This window comes from Streptomyces sp. NPDC051214, from assembly GCF_040682375.1.
Classification (GTDB): Bacteria; Actinomycetota; Actinomycetes; order Streptomycetales; family Streptomycetaceae; genus Streptomyces.
Map to the genome: position 1 here is coordinate 141,272 of NZ_JBFBAT010000012.1, position 14,204 is coordinate 155,475.

The following is a 14,204-nucleotide window of genomic DNA, read 5'->3' on the forward strand; positions in this document are numbered from 1 at the left end:
GTCACTGTGCCGTACGGCCCACGGTCCCGCACCATTGCGATCAGCCGCGGACGTTCGATGTGACGCCCAGCCACAGGTGTGGGCCGTGAGCCTGGCGGTTGAGGCTCGCTACGATGGCCCGATGGCCGGGACGAGCAAGCCAACTGACACGCCCACACCTCGCGTGCTGGCTCGCGCCCTTCGCGAGAACTTCGGCGATTTCGAGCAGCGGGTGCCCCGGCGTCCCGGCCTCGGCGGGGCGGCGGCTTGTCTGGTGATCCTTGTCGTTGTCACGAACTTCCTGGTCAACGGGCCGGACAACCTTTGGGGTCGCGGCGTCGTAGGGGCCGGCCTGCTGATCGTCATCACGTGGGGTTATGTCTGGTTTCAGCGGATGCGCGGTGGGCTCTACGTGTTCACGGAGGGTTTCGTCGACGCCGCCGGAAAGCGCATGGTGAGCGTGGCCTGGTCGGAGATCCGCTCGATCCGGGGCGAGAGGACACAGTTCGCCATCGGCTCGCTTCCCGCGGGTAGCGCTTTCGCCTACGAGGTGGCGTTCACCGCGCGGATGACCGGCCACGAAGCCGCGTGGAGGTTCAACACCACGTACAGCGGCGTACGTAAGCTCGCCGAACTGGTCTCCCAGCGGTCCGGTGTCCCACTGACGGACCTCACCGACCCGTACCAGCTGTGAAAGCGGACACGCAGCGGCCGTGCCCTGCTGGATGTCGGCCACGGAGAGATCCGCTGGCAGCTCTGTGCACGGAGGCCTGTACGGCTCCAGCCTGATCGTGCGGTTTTGCTGCGGGCCCAGGTCGGCTGCGTGGCGAGATCCTTGGCCTCGCGCAGCAGGCTGTTGCGTGGCCGCATGGCAGCCGCGCAACAGCCCTCACCCCTAGGTCAGTAGGCGATCTTGCCGCTCGTGTTGCGATCGAACTTCAGGTAGAACTTCTTGCCGTTCGCCACGTCGGTCACGGCCGTGTCCCACACGCCCTGCGAGAGCCAGCGCTGCGGGTAGCACTTATGCGGCGCGCCCGCGCCCTGGTAGAAGCAGGCCTGCACGTTCGCGCCGATCGTCGCCTTCACGTTGACGTCGGCGCAGTTGGCGGTGGTGGTAGCCCAGTTGGGGTAGGCCGGCCACACCTTGTTCGTCGTGCTGAAGTTCTTCGCACCGCCGAGGCAGGACATCGGGGTGACGTCCGCCGAGGCCGTACCGGCGCCGCCGGTGAGCAGACCTGCGGCCAGAGTGCCGACGGCCAGGGCCGTGGCGATCTTCTTGTGTGTGCGCATGGTTCCCCTCTTCTTTGTTCTCATCGACGCGGGATTTGTGCCGCGGACACGAACGGCGTCCCCCGTGTCTGCCGGATGCCTCCCCGGGGCGTCCGGGGAGGCAGGCACCAGGTTTGTGCGTCGGTTCGTTGTTGCGCAGCCCCGTGGCGCCGCGTGCAACAAAACGGCGAGCCGCCCATCAGGGGCCGCAAACGGCTGGAACACGCTGCTCAGAGCTTTGCGACCGGCCCCGCAGGGGTGGGAAAGTAGCCGCTTGCTTTCATGCGCGTAGGGACTTCTGGGGGAGGTCGAGATGGGGCGCCGTGAAGGCGAGTTGGACCCGGCGGCCGGATCGGTGCAGCGTTTCGCGTTCGAGCTGCGCAAGCTGCGCCAGGAGGCCGGGGCGCTGACGTATCGGGTCATGGCGCAGCGCACGGGCTATTCGGTCGCCACGCTGTCGCGGGCAGCCTCCGGTGAGCGGTTGCCGTCCCTGCCGGTCGCGTTGGCTTACGTACGGGCGTGTGGCGCGGATCCCGCCGAGTGGGAGCAGCGCTGGCATGCGGCGGCCGAGGAGAAGGCCGTGGAGCCACGGCACGGCGGGGGAGCGCGGGCGCCGTATCGAGGGCTGGCACGGTTCGAACCCGGTGACCGGGACCTGTTCTTCGGCCGCGAGCAACTGGTGGCTCAGCTCGTCGAGCGGGTGCAGGACCACCGGGTGGTCGCGGTCGTCGGCGCTTCGGGCAGCGGCAAGTCCTCCCTCTTGCGCGCGGGATTGATTCCCGCTCTGCAGCAGGAGGGCACCCCGGACCACCGGCCGACGGCCCTCAGGATCCTGACCCCGGGACCTCACCCTCTGTCCACGCATGCCGGGTTGATGACGGCAGCCCAAGGCACTGGGGACACGGTCGTCGTGGTCGATCAGCTGGAGGAGCTGTTCACTCTCTGCGCCGACCTCGGTGAGCGCGCGGCTTTCCTCGACCTTCTGGTGCAAGCGGCGGACCCCGGCCGCCGACTGCGGGTGATCATCGCGGTACGGGCAGACTTCTTCGGCCGTTGTGCCGAACACCACGCGCTGGCCGCCCAGTTGCGGGACGCCACCGTCCTCGTCGGGCCCATGAGCCCGGCCGAATACCGCCAGGCCATCGTCAAACCGGCGACCGCCACGGGGTTGATCGTCGAGCGTGAACTGACCGCGAGGATCATCGAGGACGTCAGCGACACACCAGGCGGCCTGCCATTGATGTCCCACGCCCTGCTGGAGACCTGGCGCCGCCGCACAGGTCGCGCTCTGACCCTGCCTGCCTACCGGGCAGCGGGCGGCATCCAGGGCGCCATCGCCCGCACCGCCGAGGACCTCTACACCCAGCTCTCCGTCCGGCAGGCCGACTGCGCCCGAAGGATCCTGCTGAGGCTGATCGCCCCGGGCGAGGGCACACCCGACACCCGCCGCCCCGCCTCCCGGAGCGAACTCGACCTGGCCGACGCACCGGTTGAGGTCCCCCTCGTCCTCGACCGGCTGGCTCGCGCCCGCCTGGTCATTCTCGACGAGGACACCGTCGACCTCGCCCACGAGGCGCTGATCACCGGCTGGCCCCGGCTGCGCGACTGGATCGAGCGCGACCGCGAACGCCTGCGCGTCCACCGAAGGCTGACCGAGGCGGCAGAGGCCTGGGCCGATCTCGGCAAGGACCCGGGGGCGCTGTACCGAGGCAGCCGTCTGACCACGGCCGAGGAACAGCTCGCCCCACCTGAACTGACGCCGGTGGAACAGGCGTTCCTCCACGCCGGTATCGCCCAGCGCACTCAGGAGCAGCACCTGGCAGGACGTACGGTGAGACGGTTGCGTCGGCTGCGTGCGGCCCTGTCCGTGGCAGCCGTGCTCGCCCTGATCGCGGGGGTGGTGGCGTGGCAGCGGGATCAGGACGGCGAGCAGCGGCTCGCCGAGGCCACCTCCCGCCGGGTCGCGTCGGCTGCCGAGAGCATGCGCTACTCCGATCCCTTGACCGCCATGCGCCTGAGCGTCGCCGCGTGGCGGATCAGCCCGACGCTGGAGGCGCGGGCCGCACTCATGGGTGCCATGACCCAGCGTGAACAAGACGCCTTCGCCGAGCCCGGCGCACGTACCGCCGACCACCGCCAGCTCAGCTTCGACGGCCGCACGATGGTTTCCGGCGGTTCGGGGCGCGTACGCGTGTGGGACCTGGACACTCAGCAGCAGAACGGCACGGCACGAATCAAGAGGCGTCAGGAACTGTTCGACGCCTCCTCCGACAACCGGCGTCTGCTGCTGTTCTCGCACGCCGGGTGGGAGCTGCTGGACCTGACATCCGGTGCGTCGACCCGACTCCCGGCCTCCCTCACCGACGTGGGGGTGACGTTCGGACCGAACACCCACACGCTCAGCCTCTGGTCCGACAACCGGCGGACCGGGCTGTGGGACCTGCGACGGCACCGCAAGCTATCGCGGAGCGAGACCGAAGAAGCCCTGCGCTCCGCCGACCCCCCGGACGACCGGCGCCGTGCCGTCTGCACGGATTCCGGTGAACTGGAAGTGGTGAACGGCCGTGAGACCCGACGGCTGCGCGCCACCGGACGGTGGGCGTCCGTCGTCCGTCTGGCCTGCGGCCCGCGGGACCGCGCAGACGCCAACACGTCCGGCGGGCTGTCTGTCCCCGTTTTCCTTCTCCACCCGAGCAGGGACATCCTGATGATCGTTCTCCATGACCGGATACGGACCTGGAATCTGGCCACGCGAAAAGAGCTGCCCTCCGTCCCGAAGTCCGGGCCGCACCACGTCACTCCCGACGGGCAGTTCCTGATCACCGCGGACGACCGGGACATCCGCGTACGGCGGGTCAGCGACCTCGCCGAACCGATCTACCACTACCCCCTCAAGGGCCGGAGCGTCACCGAGGTACGTCTGTATCCGGACCGCAGGATGATCCGCTACATCGAGCGACAGACCGCCTCGGCCTCGGTGACGCGGACCCTCCATCTCGGAGACGCCGTGGACCCCGGCTGGCGAAGCCTCGCCCACAAGAAGACCGCGCCGCAACGCCATGGCTCGGACCGCTTTTCCGGCGGCTGGCTGACCTCCGTCGCCATCGGCCCGGACACCGTCGACCGGGTGGCGACCGGGGATGAGACGGGCTGGGTCACTCTCTGGGACCGGGCGGTCGAACGGCGCCTCAGCATGTTCGCAGCAGCCCCCGCCGATGACGTGGGGGACGGCGGACCCCGCCCCATCTCCGCGCTGGCCTATTCGCCCGACGGCCGCATCCTTGCCGTCGCGGCCGGCGCCACCGTACAACTCTGGGACACCGCATCGACCCAGCCCCTGGGCGGCGGCCTGCTCACCACAGGAGACACCACGACGTCCCTCACCTTCAGCGACGACGGAAGATCCCTGACCGTGCGCGGCACCCACACCCGGCCCCACACCTACCCCGTCGAGCCCAGCCTCGTCGCCAAGGCCGTGTGCGAGCGCTCCCGCGGGGGCGTGTCGGCCGCCGACTGGCAGACGTACGTTCCAGAAGTCCCGTACCGGAAGACGTGCTGAAGGAGCGCGGGGAGCGAACCCTGCGGTCTACCGGTAAGGGTGGGGGTGGGTGCACCACCTGGTGTACCGGGGGACCGGGATGTCGTATCGTGGATGAGTTCCTGTGCCGAGGTATCGGTGGCAGCGAACGGATCTTCTGTTCCAACTGTGTCGATCTTGAGGTGACGACTTATTAACCAGGCCATGTAGCCGTCCGCGTTCCCCGCGTGCTGTCTTGTCGCACGTGTCTGGGGGCGGACGTCGCGCTGGCCTGAGTTGCGTCACCCTTCCCCGCAGTTTTCTCCCGGGTGCAGCTCTGCCATCTGCCCCGGGCTTCGGTGTTTTCCGCCCCGGTGCGGTTGTCGGCAGGGCTCCCCGATTCCTTTGGATCAGGAGTTTCCGTCGTGTCTTCCTCCGCGCTCGAGAACGAGCCGCGCCACACCACCCAGCCCCCAACCCACCCCACACCCGGACTGTCGAAGATGGGCCTGGCGGCCTGGATCGCCCTCTTGGTGCTCCTGGGCGCCGAGCTGATGGACATGATCGACCAGTCGGTCGTCCTGACCGCACTCCCCGCGATCCAGGAGTCGACCGGCGCCGGAGCGGACATGGTGCAGTGGCTGACCACCGGCTACTCACTGCCCATCGCCGTCGGACTGATCACCGGCGGACGCCTCGGCGACCTCTACGGCCGCCGCAAGCTCCTGCTCATCGGCACCGTCGTGTTCACCACCGGCTCGCTGCTGTGCGGCCTTGCTGCCGGGCCGGGCGCGCTGATCGCCGCCCGCGCGCTCCAGGGCGTGGGGGTAGCCGTGATGATCCCGCAGATCCTGGCCACCCTCCACGTCACCTTCGAGGGCCAGAACCGCAGCAAGGTGTTTGGTCTGTACGGGGCCGTCATGTCGCTGGCCAATGTGCTGGGCCCGGTGATGGGCGGGCTGCTGACCGAGGCGGACCTGTTCGGGCTGTCCTGGCGGCCGATCTTCCTGGTCAACGTGCCCGTCGGCCTCGCCGTGCTCCTCCTGGGACGCCGGTTCATCCCCGAGTCCACCGTGCAGAAGGCCGACCGGCTCGACCTGACCGGCATGCTGCTGTCCGCGCTGGCCATCGTCCTGATCGTCTTCCCGCTCACCGAGGGACACCTGCACCACTGGCCACTGTGGTGCTTTGTTCTGCTCGCCGCGGGCCTGCTCGTCCTCGCTGTCTTCCTACGTCACCAAAAGCGCAGGCAGGGCAACGCCCCGCTCGTGCCCCTGTCTCTCTTCCGGAACCGGCAGCTCTCCGGCGGCATGGCCGCGCAGCTCATGCACGGCCTCCTGTGCGGCCTGTTCTTCATGACCTGGACGCTCTACCTCCAGCTCGGACTGGGCATGAGCCCCTTCCATGCGGCGCTGGCCTTCGTGCTGCTCTCCGTCGGAGAGCTGGGCGGTGCGACGGTCGTGGCCAAGAGCGGCGGGCGCTTCGCCCGCCGGTTGCCGCAGACCGGAGCTCTTGTCGCGCTCGCCTCGATGGCCGGCTACGGACTCCAGATCAACGCAGGTCAAGGGAGCTTGTCCTTGCTGGCGATGACCGCTCCGGTGGTTCTGATCGGCTTCGGTCTCGGCATGGTCGGCGGCCCGCTCGCCGACATGTCGCTGGCCCGGGTCCCGCACGAGGACGCCGGGTCCGCCTCGGGCCTGTTCAATACCGTCATGCACCTGGGCATCGCCCTGGGCTCCGCGCTGACCGCCCTGGTGTTCTTCGCGACCACCGGCGGCTCACCCGAGGCCGCACTGAACCGCGACGCGTTCATCACCGTGCTGTGGTGGGTCGCCAGCATCCTGGCCCTGCTGTGGGCCCTGCTGTTCTGCCTGCCCAAGCAGGCCACCAAGCAAGCCACCAAGCAGGCCGGCTGAGTGACCCTGGGCCCCGGGCGTGAGGTCGTCCGGGGCCCAGGCCCTCAGCCTCCCCCCATCCTCGCCGTCTTTGGCAGCGCCCGGGTTGGGGCGAGGTCAGCTGTGCCCGGCAGCGGCGCAGTGAATGAGTTGTTGCCGCACGTCGGCGGCGTCCTCCGCAGTGATGATCACTTTGCCCAGGATCACCGCGTGGCGTTCGCGGTCCGGTGCCAGTGTGCGCAGGTCCGCCGGCGAGAACAGTTGTGTGTCGGGCGCGCTGGGCGCGCGGTGTATCCGAATCCCCGGTCGGCGGGCAGCGAGGTCATTGGCCCGGGTCAGCTGTGTGGGGTGTGTGGCGATCAACTGACCGATGGTGCGGGCGTGGTTCTCACCCGGCTTGAGGTCTGGGGGTCGGTGGTCAAGGTGGGCTGCGAAGGCCAGCTCGGCCCAGTTGATGCCGGTCGCCTGTTCGACGACGGCGACCAGCCCGAGGCCTGACAGCCGGAAGCCCATCTCGAGGAAGGCCGCTCCTTCGTGGTTGCGGATGAGGTCGACATGAAAAGGGCCTTCCTCGAACCCGGTCGCGTCCAGGCAAGCCTGAGCCATGACCTTCAGTTCTGCGGGCGCCTGGTCGCCGGGAGCCGCGATGTGGCCGACCTCGCGGAAGCCTTCGAGGGTGCCGTTGCACTCTGGGAGTACGACCTTTTCGCAGAAGGACAGCACATGGGCCTTGCCCTCCCACGCAAGGCATTGCAGCGAGTACTCGGTGCCCGAGACGTGCTCTTCCACCAGGAAACCCGAGAACGCCGCTCCGCCGAAGTTCGCGGTGGCTGCGGCCTTCCGGAGGGCGGCTTCCCTCTCCGTCTGACTGCGCACGAGGTACACGCCGAGGCTGCCGCCGCCGTCGACCGGTTTGACGACCTGCGGGTAGGCCAGGGCGTTCAGTCGTTCCACCGCGACGGGCAGGTTCCCAGCTGCCTGCTGCGGCTTGGTCACCGTGTTGGGGCCGAGGTGGATGTGGGCCGGCTGGAGCGTTTGCGGGGCGTGGCGGGCCAGAACAGTGCGTTGCCATGCCTTGTCGCTGGGAGCGAAGCCCGCACGGCCCTGCCGGCGCGGCGCGGCCCCCAGACGAGTCGCCACCTCGAAGGCACTGGCCGTGTAGTGATCGAAGCCCGCCAGTACCAGGACCGGTTCGATTCCCGCACCGGTGACGGCCGCGACGACTTGGTCCGGGCATTGCGGTGCCGGCACCGGAATCTCGATGTCGAAGAACGGGCGCCCAAGGAGACGACGCCACTTCAGGTAGGCAGGTGTATCCACCAGTACAGTCGGCAAGCCGCGTCGGTGCGCGCACGCCCGGTAGGCATCGAGGCCGTCGCGGGTCGCGCCGATCTGAACGAAGGCTCCGGTGGACTCTGGCATGCGACTCACCGCCCGGAAAGGGTTTCTGTGATGCCCGGCCCTTCGGGGGAGTGCCGGGTGCGGATGCGTTCTTTGTGGGGGTCCCCCCGCAAGATGTCCTGCACGAGCGCTGGTTGCAGGTCGCCGGCGTACAGGACCTGCAACTGGTGCAGTTGAAGCCCGCTGAGGCTCTCGAGTTCGGAAGCGAGCGTGCCGTCCGGCTCGCCCTCGCTTCTGCCACCGGCGCAGCGCGCCAACATCGTGCGCATCGACTGCTCGTGCCGCACCAGGTGCGGTGCCTGGCCCTGGAGGTAGCGGCGCAGCCCGGCGCCCTCGGCGGCGAAGGGGGAATGCACCATGCAGACCAGCTGACGCTCGCTCAGCCCGTAGGCCTCTTGCGCAAAGGCGTTGACCCGCTCCCGGAGACGTACGTGTGCGTCCTTCGCGGCGTAGCGTCTGGCCATCTGGTCGATGAGGCGTTGGGGGAAATCCTTGCGGCTCATCAGGCGCAAAGCGAAGTCGACGTACTCGCGCAAGCCCTCCCGGTAGTCGCGGCCGAAGAGATATTGGCACTTCAGGCCCCTCAGGTGGGCCATCAGGGCGGGATTGGCGCAGTCGGATTCTGTGAAGTTGAAGGCCAACTCGTCGAATACGAAGCCCAGGTGTTGCGTCAGGAGATTCCAGTGGCTGCCGGCGTCGTAGGCCGTTTCTCCATAGATGGAGAAGAACCGCAGTCCCGGCGGCGTGTTGGACCACACGCTGTGCGCTGCGTCCCTGCTCTGCGCCCCTTTTCCGTGTATGTCGCGGAAGTAGGAGTGCGCCACGTCGTCCAGCGCCCCGAGGACCTGAGGAAATCCGTCAGCCCGGTGGGCCCGCTCGCTGCGGGGCACCTGTCGCGACAGGCGACTGATCCATGCCGTGTACGCGCGCTGCTCCTGCGCGGAGTCGCCGGTGATGATGACGTCTGCGCCTGCCCCGTGCGCGGCCGCGATTCCGAAGGAGTTGGCCACGGACAGATTGCATGCGTTGCAGAAGGTGGGCCTCCCGTCGGCATGTGTGCGGTGCCCGGTCATGAGTATGTCCGCCCGGTTGCGGGCCGTCACCTCTTCGGAGCGTGGAGCATCGCTTCGGAATGTATGTGCCGCACAGCCTTCGATCAGCAGCAACTGGCAGGCTGGATCGGTGTCCATGGCCAACGCGCGATAAGTTCGGTCGATGTTGTGCATTACTGCCCGGGGCATGCCCGCGTGCCAGTTCGTCGCCGCCCTGAGCAGGAACAGGCGGCCGTGACGTTGTGCGATGAGCAGCTGCATGGCTCGAACGAACGCCACGGTGTAACTGCTGTCTTTTCCGCCACCGAAGCCGACGAGGACCACGCCCGGGTCTTTGCCCCGCTCTGTCAGGAGCTCGTGCAGCTGTTGCCCGGACCGGCGGGCAGCATCGCGGTCAACGGGCGTCAAGAACCCCAGCAATTGCTCGAGAGCCGCAGACCGCAGCGCCGCAAGATCTGTCGGTGACGGGTGGGGCACGGTTGATTCCGGCATCGGATTTCTCCGTTCTGATGGTCCGCCCCCTGACGGTCATTGGCCTTGGTGCAGCTGACCTTTCTGTGTCACCCCACAGGCTGTCCGGCCGGACGCTGTATCTGGCTGCTCACTTGGAGCCTGGCTGGGCAAGCCGCGTCAGCCGGTTGTGTCGTCGTCTCGGGCGCGCGTCACGGGCTCTTCCTCGAGGTGCTGTCCGGGAGTCCAGACGTCCTCCGGCCCCAGTGCGGCCGCATCGTATTTCCCGAGCGCGCTGATCAGCAGTTGTGCCTCCAGAGCCAGCGCCTCGGTGAGCCGGACCAGGCCGTGCTCGGGGTCCTCGTCGACGGCGATCAGGGCGGCACGGCCCAGTCCGACGGCTGTGGCTCCCAGAGCAAGAGCGCGTACGGCGCGTCCGCCTTCCCACATACGGCCGGTGGCCAACAGGCAGCCGGCGGGCGGCCCGATGCGGCGCAGGCACTCCGCCAGGTCGAGCCCGACCTGATCGAGGAAGACGCGAGGCGCCCAGCCGGTGCCGCCCTCGGCTCCGTCGACAGTGACGGCATCGGCTCCCGCCCGCCAGGCGGTGGCAGCAGCGTGCGCCACATCGCGGCCGGGCGGGAATTTGATCCAGATGCGGGCGCGGGGGAAGTTGGACCGCATGAACCGCAGCTGCTGGTGGACGATCTCCTCGGTGTAAGTGCCCGGGGTCGCGCAGCGTAGGTGGATGGTGGGGTCGTCCATCACGTCGTGCAGCGTGAATCGTGTCTCCAGACGCGCCGATTCATCGGCTCCGGTGACCGTCATGCCGCCCAGCCCCGGCTTGGCGCCCTGCCCCACCTTGAGTTCGAAGGCCAGCCGTCCCGAACTCAGCAGGCGGTCCGCAGCCGGGTCGCTGTTGATGAGGTTGAAGACCTCCGCGTCGGCGTCCTCGGTGGACTGCTGGACGATCACACCGCCCACCTCGTCCGATAGGTGCTGCTCATAGGCGGCGATGCGGCGCAGCAGCGCCGCGGGGGTTGTCTGGCTGTCGCCTTGGCGGTAGCCGTGGACGGGAACCATGTTCTCGCCGATGACCATGGGGATGCCCAGGCGCGCAGATTGTTGCGCTGCGGCGACAGCCAGGTCGCCGCTGGCGGCTTTCGTCGACCCGAACGCTGAGAGGAACAGCGGCAGGGGGGAGGCGAAGCCGCCCGGGCGCGTGGCGAGGTCCACGTCGTCGTGTACAGGCTCACGGCCCAGTTCGATGAGTTTCTCCAGCCGTCGCGGCATGAAGACCGGGGGCACCAGCCGGGCCCGGTCCAGTGCATCCTGCGCTGCTGGATGCTCCTCGGCGTCGGCCCCGTACAAGACATGGCCGTAGGTACCAGCCGGCGGGAACACCTCAGCGGTGCCGCGTCTGGCGCGGGCGCGCACCTGCTCCTCGGGGAACCCGGCGGCTCGCAGGCCTCGCGTGGTCATGGCGCCGCCACCCCCGGCAGCTTCGGGTAGGCGCTGACCTGCCAGAGGGTGTCGAGGCCGGTGAGGAAGCGCACCAGGCGCTCCAGGCCCATACCGAACCCGGCGCTGTGTGGGAGGCCCTCGCGGGCCAAGTCCAGATACCAGGCGTACTTGGCCGGGTTCTCGCCGCTCTCTCGTATGCGGGTGATGAGCGTGGGGTAGTGCGTTTCGCGTTCGCTGCCGCTGGCGAGTTCGCCGTAGCCTCCGTGGGCCAGCAGGTCGAAGTTGCGCAGGACGCCGGGGCGGTGGGGGTCCTCCCGGTCGTAGAAGCCACGCGAGCCCTTGGGGTAGTCATCGACGAAGAAGGGTTTCTCGCTGCTCAGCGAGAGCATGCGCTCGCCCTCCCAGTCGATCTCGGCATCCGGGTTCTGCGCGTGGCCCCGGGCGCGCAGCAGCTCGACGGCCTGGGCGTGCGTGTATCTCTCGAACGGACCGGACAGCAGGGGCGCGAAGTCCGCGGCATCGCGGCCCAGTTCACGCAGTAGGTCGGGGACAGCGTGTCCGACGTGATGGACGGCTTGGCCCAGTAGACCCGAAGCGATCGCCTGGGCCTCCTCGCGGTCCGCGTCGGCGATCTCCACGTCGATCTGGTGGAACTCGACCAGGTGGCGGCCGGTGGTGGTGGTCTCCGGTGGCTCGACACGCAGGTTGGGGGCGATGTAGAAGAGCTTGGCGAAGCCGCGCAGGGAGGCTTGCTTGTAGAGGATGGCGCTGGTCATCAGCTTGTAGCGGTGTCCGTAGTAGTCGACGTCCACGGCCTTGGCGCCGCGCCCACCCGGGTCGGTCACCGGGCCCACCATCGGTGGCAGCAGCTCGGTGAAGCCCTGATCGCGCAGGAACTGCCGTGCCGCGCTGAGAACTTCCTGCTGGACGAGCATGGCCGCCCGCAGCTGAGGGGAGCGCAGGTGTTCGCCGAGCGGCGGCGGGTGGGCGCAGGCTCGGTCCAGCGCGGTGGGCTCCGTCGTGGCGGTGTGCGGGGAAGACATTGGTGCTCCAGGGGTGCGCAGGGGCGTGAAAGGTGGGGGTGGGGAGGTGCCGGGTCAGTCGGCGGGAGCAGCGTCGTACCGTCGGGCCACGTAGTGCACCGCATCGAGCAGTTCGCGCGCGGACACGGAGGTACGGCCCGCGGATGTCGGGGCCGGCGGCACCGGCATCGCACCGGTCGCGGACCAGCGCAGGCGCCCTGTGCTGTCGATGAAGCTGCGGGAGCGGCCGGCGTTGTCGGGGTGGAGGCAGTACGGGACGTCGAGGTGCCCCCGGGCGAACGCGGCGCGCAGCGCACGCCCGGTGTCGGGGCTCAGTTCAAGGGTCGCCTCTATAAGGGTGCGGGCCTGTGTGTACTCATCGCCTGTGCCCTTGCTGCCGCCCGGGGCGATCGCCGCGGGCCGTGCGGTGCTCGCGGCACGGGCAGCCGTTTGCAGGGCACGCACGTTCTCTTCAATGGTGGGGATGCGGTGCGCTTCGGCAGCCGTCTTCACGATCAGCCGCTGAGCCTCGGCCCGTACCGCGAGCCGGGCGGAGGCGGACAGGAGCTCCCGGGCGCCCGCTTCGCTGGCTGGGTAGACGCCCATGTAGGTGTAGAGCACGACATGCCAGTCGACGTCGGGGGGAAGGAATTCCGCCGCCAGCCGCCGCAGTGCCCGGACAGCTTCCTCGTCCTGGGCAGTATCGGTCTGCTGTGCGTAGCTGAGCGATACGCTGCGGATGCCGTGCTGGGTGAAGTACAGACCCTCCAGCAGGCTGAGGGCGACGAGAAGCGCGGGCGGGCACATTTGGCCGAGCATGCAGCCGCCGAAGCTCTCGACGTGGGCGATACGGCCGTCGGGCATGAGCGACGCCAGCAGTTCGCAGCCGCGCGACCAGTTGTCCACGGACACGTCCAGCGGGGTGCGGCCGTAGGGCAGGCAGTAGGAGACGGGGCCGCCCTCGGTGGCGTCCAGGCCGGCCGCGCTGAGCGCGCGGATGATCGGCTCGGGGTGGGATGAGCCGTGCCGTACTTGAACGGGGAAGGTGTCATCAACGACTCCGTCGAGCAGCGCGCGGGTGCACGCCGCGGGATGTGCAGCGATCGGGTAGCCGTTGAGGGGCGCGCCCTCGCCGAGCGCGGTGCGAGCGGCGGCGAGGTCGCCGACGCGCGTGTAACTGTCAATGGTGAGAGTGCCCGCTGTGGTGGCGGCTGCAGCCTTGGTCAGCGCCAGCCCGGTGCGCATGTGATGCGGAGCGCAAAACCCCATGCGCGGCTGCACGACGAGGTTCCCGGCTGCGTCGGCGTCTGCGACGAACCGGCCGAACGACCCGGGTCTGGCATTCATGCCGCCTCCCTGGCGGTGAATTGCTCGCCAGCGGCGCCGACTTCATGTGCCAATGCCGCCACGAAGATCCGCAGTGCGTCCACGTCGCCGTCGTCGAAGACTCGGGCGCAGCCTGCCTGGCGCAGTTGGGCGGCCCAATGAGGGTCGGGGCTCCCGCCGAGGCAGAGCTTGCCGCCGATGACGATGGGCACGTTCTTCGATGGGCCGTTCGCGGCGCGAATCCTGGTGACGTGGGCCAGGCCATCGCGGTACCCATGGCCGTTGACGCTGCTGATCACCACCAGATCGGGCGCGCTGCTGCGGCACACGGCGGCGAGTAGGTCGGCCCGTACACATGGACCGAGGTTGGTGACCTGATGCCCCCACTCTTCCAGGGCCAGTTGCAGGTACACCAGGTTCCAGGTGTGGGAATCAGATGCAGTGCCTGTGACCAGAACCCGCAACTCGGGCCTCAGCAGCTCCATGTGTGTCCTCCGCGCTTCGAAGTTCCTTGGCGCATACGCCGAATATGCATTCAGGCGCGATTTGATGAGGGGGAGTTTCGGCGGCAGCCTTCGAGAAGGATATCCCGGATCAGACGATGTCGATATTTCACAACCTCGGCGCGTAGCTTGGGTGCACTGGCAGGCCGATCGGCAGGGCGCGTGTTGCTCCCGCTTCGCTCCGTCGGACGCGCGCGTTCGGGGTGAAGGGAATTCGTGTAGCGGAAAACGGTAACCTGTGAAATCTTGGGCTGGGCTGCCGAGTTGAGGAATTCAACGGGTCCATTGGCATCCTCCGCCCGGAGCGTCGGTGACGACTCTGTGAC

Annotated in this window: 10 protein-coding genes; 3 read left to right on the forward strand and 7 right to left on the reverse strand. The window is 68.6% G+C overall.

The features are described 5' to 3' along the window. The first annotated feature begins 121 nt into the window (after positions 1-121). Entirely contained in the window at positions 122-673 is a 552-nt protein-coding gene (locus tag AB0M70_RS29715) for a hypothetical protein (protein WP_365824577.1), read from the forward strand. 206 nt (positions 674-879) lie between these two features. On the opposite strand, the gene AB0M70_RS29720 is transcribed toward AB0M70_RS29715, so the two are convergent. Beyond that, complete coding sequence (locus AB0M70_RS29720; protein ID WP_365824579.1) at positions 880-1,269, reverse strand: hypothetical protein; 390 nt, start codon at positions 1,267-1,269, stop codon at positions 880-882. Positions 1,270-1,561: 292 nt separating this feature from the next. Here AB0M70_RS29720 and AB0M70_RS29725 point away from each other — a divergent pair, with 292 nt between their 5' ends. Together AB0M70_RS29725 and AB0M70_RS29730 are read left to right on the forward strand one after the other, a co-directional pair. Further along, positions 1,562-4,807, forward strand: a complete 3,246-nt coding sequence (locus AB0M70_RS29725; protein WP_365824581.1) for a helix-turn-helix domain-containing protein — start codon at positions 1,562-1,564, stop codon at positions 4,805-4,807. 383 nt (positions 4,808-5,190) lie between these two features. Continuing rightward, a complete protein-coding gene (locus AB0M70_RS29730; protein ID WP_365824583.1) occupies positions 5,191-6,681 on the forward strand; it encodes an MFS transporter in 1,491 nt (496 codons plus the stop codon). A 96-nt stretch (positions 6,682-6,777) separates the two neighbouring features. Here AB0M70_RS29730 and AB0M70_RS29735 read toward each other — a convergent pair whose 3' ends face one another. The 6 genes from AB0M70_RS29735 to AB0M70_RS29760 all read right to left on the reverse strand — a co-directional run bounded on the left by AB0M70_RS29735 (position 6,778) and on the right by AB0M70_RS29760 (position 13,860). After that, complete coding sequence (locus AB0M70_RS29735) at positions 6,778-8,082, reverse strand: ATP-grasp domain-containing protein (protein WP_365824585.1); 1,305 nt, start codon at positions 8,080-8,082, stop codon at positions 6,778-6,780. Positions 8,083-8,087: 5 nt separating this feature from the next. Next, complete coding sequence (locus tag AB0M70_RS29740; RefSeq protein WP_365824587.1) at positions 8,088-9,605, reverse strand: PqqD family protein; 1,518 nt, start codon at positions 9,603-9,605, stop codon at positions 8,088-8,090. A 138-nt stretch (positions 9,606-9,743) separates the two neighbouring features. Further along, positions 9,744-11,045, reverse strand: a complete 1,302-nt coding sequence (locus AB0M70_RS29745) for a glutamate synthase-related protein (RefSeq protein WP_365824589.1) — start codon at positions 11,043-11,045, stop codon at positions 9,744-9,746. Continuing rightward, on the reverse strand, positions 11,042-12,070 hold the full coding sequence (locus AB0M70_RS29750) for an asparagine synthetase A (RefSeq protein ID WP_365824591.1): 1,029 nt from the start codon (positions 12,068-12,070) through the stop codon (positions 11,042-11,044). Before AB0M70_RS29750 ends, AB0M70_RS29745 begins: the two co-directional genes overlap by 4 nt. A 54-nt stretch (positions 12,071-12,124) precedes the next feature. Continuing rightward, positions 12,125-13,396 carry a methylaspartate mutase gene (locus AB0M70_RS29755; protein WP_365824593.1) on the reverse strand — a complete coding sequence of 424 codons (1,272 nt, stop codon included), beginning with the start codon at positions 13,394-13,396 and terminating at the stop codon, positions 12,125-12,127. Further along, on the reverse strand, positions 13,393-13,860 hold the full coding sequence (locus tag AB0M70_RS29760) for a cobalamin B12-binding domain-containing protein (protein ID WP_365824595.1): 468 nt from the start codon (positions 13,858-13,860) through the stop codon (positions 13,393-13,395). Before AB0M70_RS29760 ends, AB0M70_RS29755 begins: the two co-directional genes overlap by 4 nt. Between the last annotated feature and the right edge of the window lie 344 nt (positions 13,861-14,204).

Excerpts from the sequence above, each read along its gene's own strand:
- AB0M70_RS29715 (WP_365824577.1), top strand. The coding sequence starts at position 122 with ATGGCCGGGACGAGCAAGCCAACTGACACGCCCACACCTCGCGTGCTG.
- AB0M70_RS29720 (WP_365824579.1), bottom strand. The coding sequence starts at position 1,269 with ATGCGCACACACAAGAAGATCGCCACGGCCCTGGCCGTCGGCACTCTG.
- AB0M70_RS29725 (WP_365824581.1), top strand. The coding sequence starts at position 1,562 with ATGGGGCGCCGTGAAGGCGAGTTGGACCCGGCGGCCGGATCGGTGCAG.
- AB0M70_RS29735 (WP_365824585.1), bottom strand. The coding sequence starts at position 8,082 with ATGCCAGAGTCCACCGGAGCCTTCGTTCAGATCGGCGCGACCCGCGAC.
- AB0M70_RS29740 (WP_365824587.1), bottom strand. The coding sequence starts at position 9,605 with ATGCCGGAATCAACCGTGCCCCACCCGTCACCGACAGATCTTGCGGCG.
- AB0M70_RS29745 (WP_365824589.1), bottom strand. The coding sequence starts at position 11,045 with ATGACCACGCGAGGCCTGCGAGCCGCCGGGTTCCCCGAGGAGCAGGTG.
- AB0M70_RS29750 (WP_365824591.1), bottom strand. The coding sequence starts at position 12,070 with ATGTCTTCCCCGCACACCGCCACGACGGAGCCCACCGCGCTGGACCGA.
- AB0M70_RS29755 (WP_365824593.1), bottom strand. The coding sequence starts at position 13,396 with ATGAATGCCAGACCCGGGTCGTTCGGCCGGTTCGTCGCAGACGCCGAC.
- AB0M70_RS29760 (WP_365824595.1), bottom strand. The coding sequence starts at position 13,860 with ATGGAGCTGCTGAGGCCCGAGTTGCGGGTTCTGGTCACAGGCACTGCA.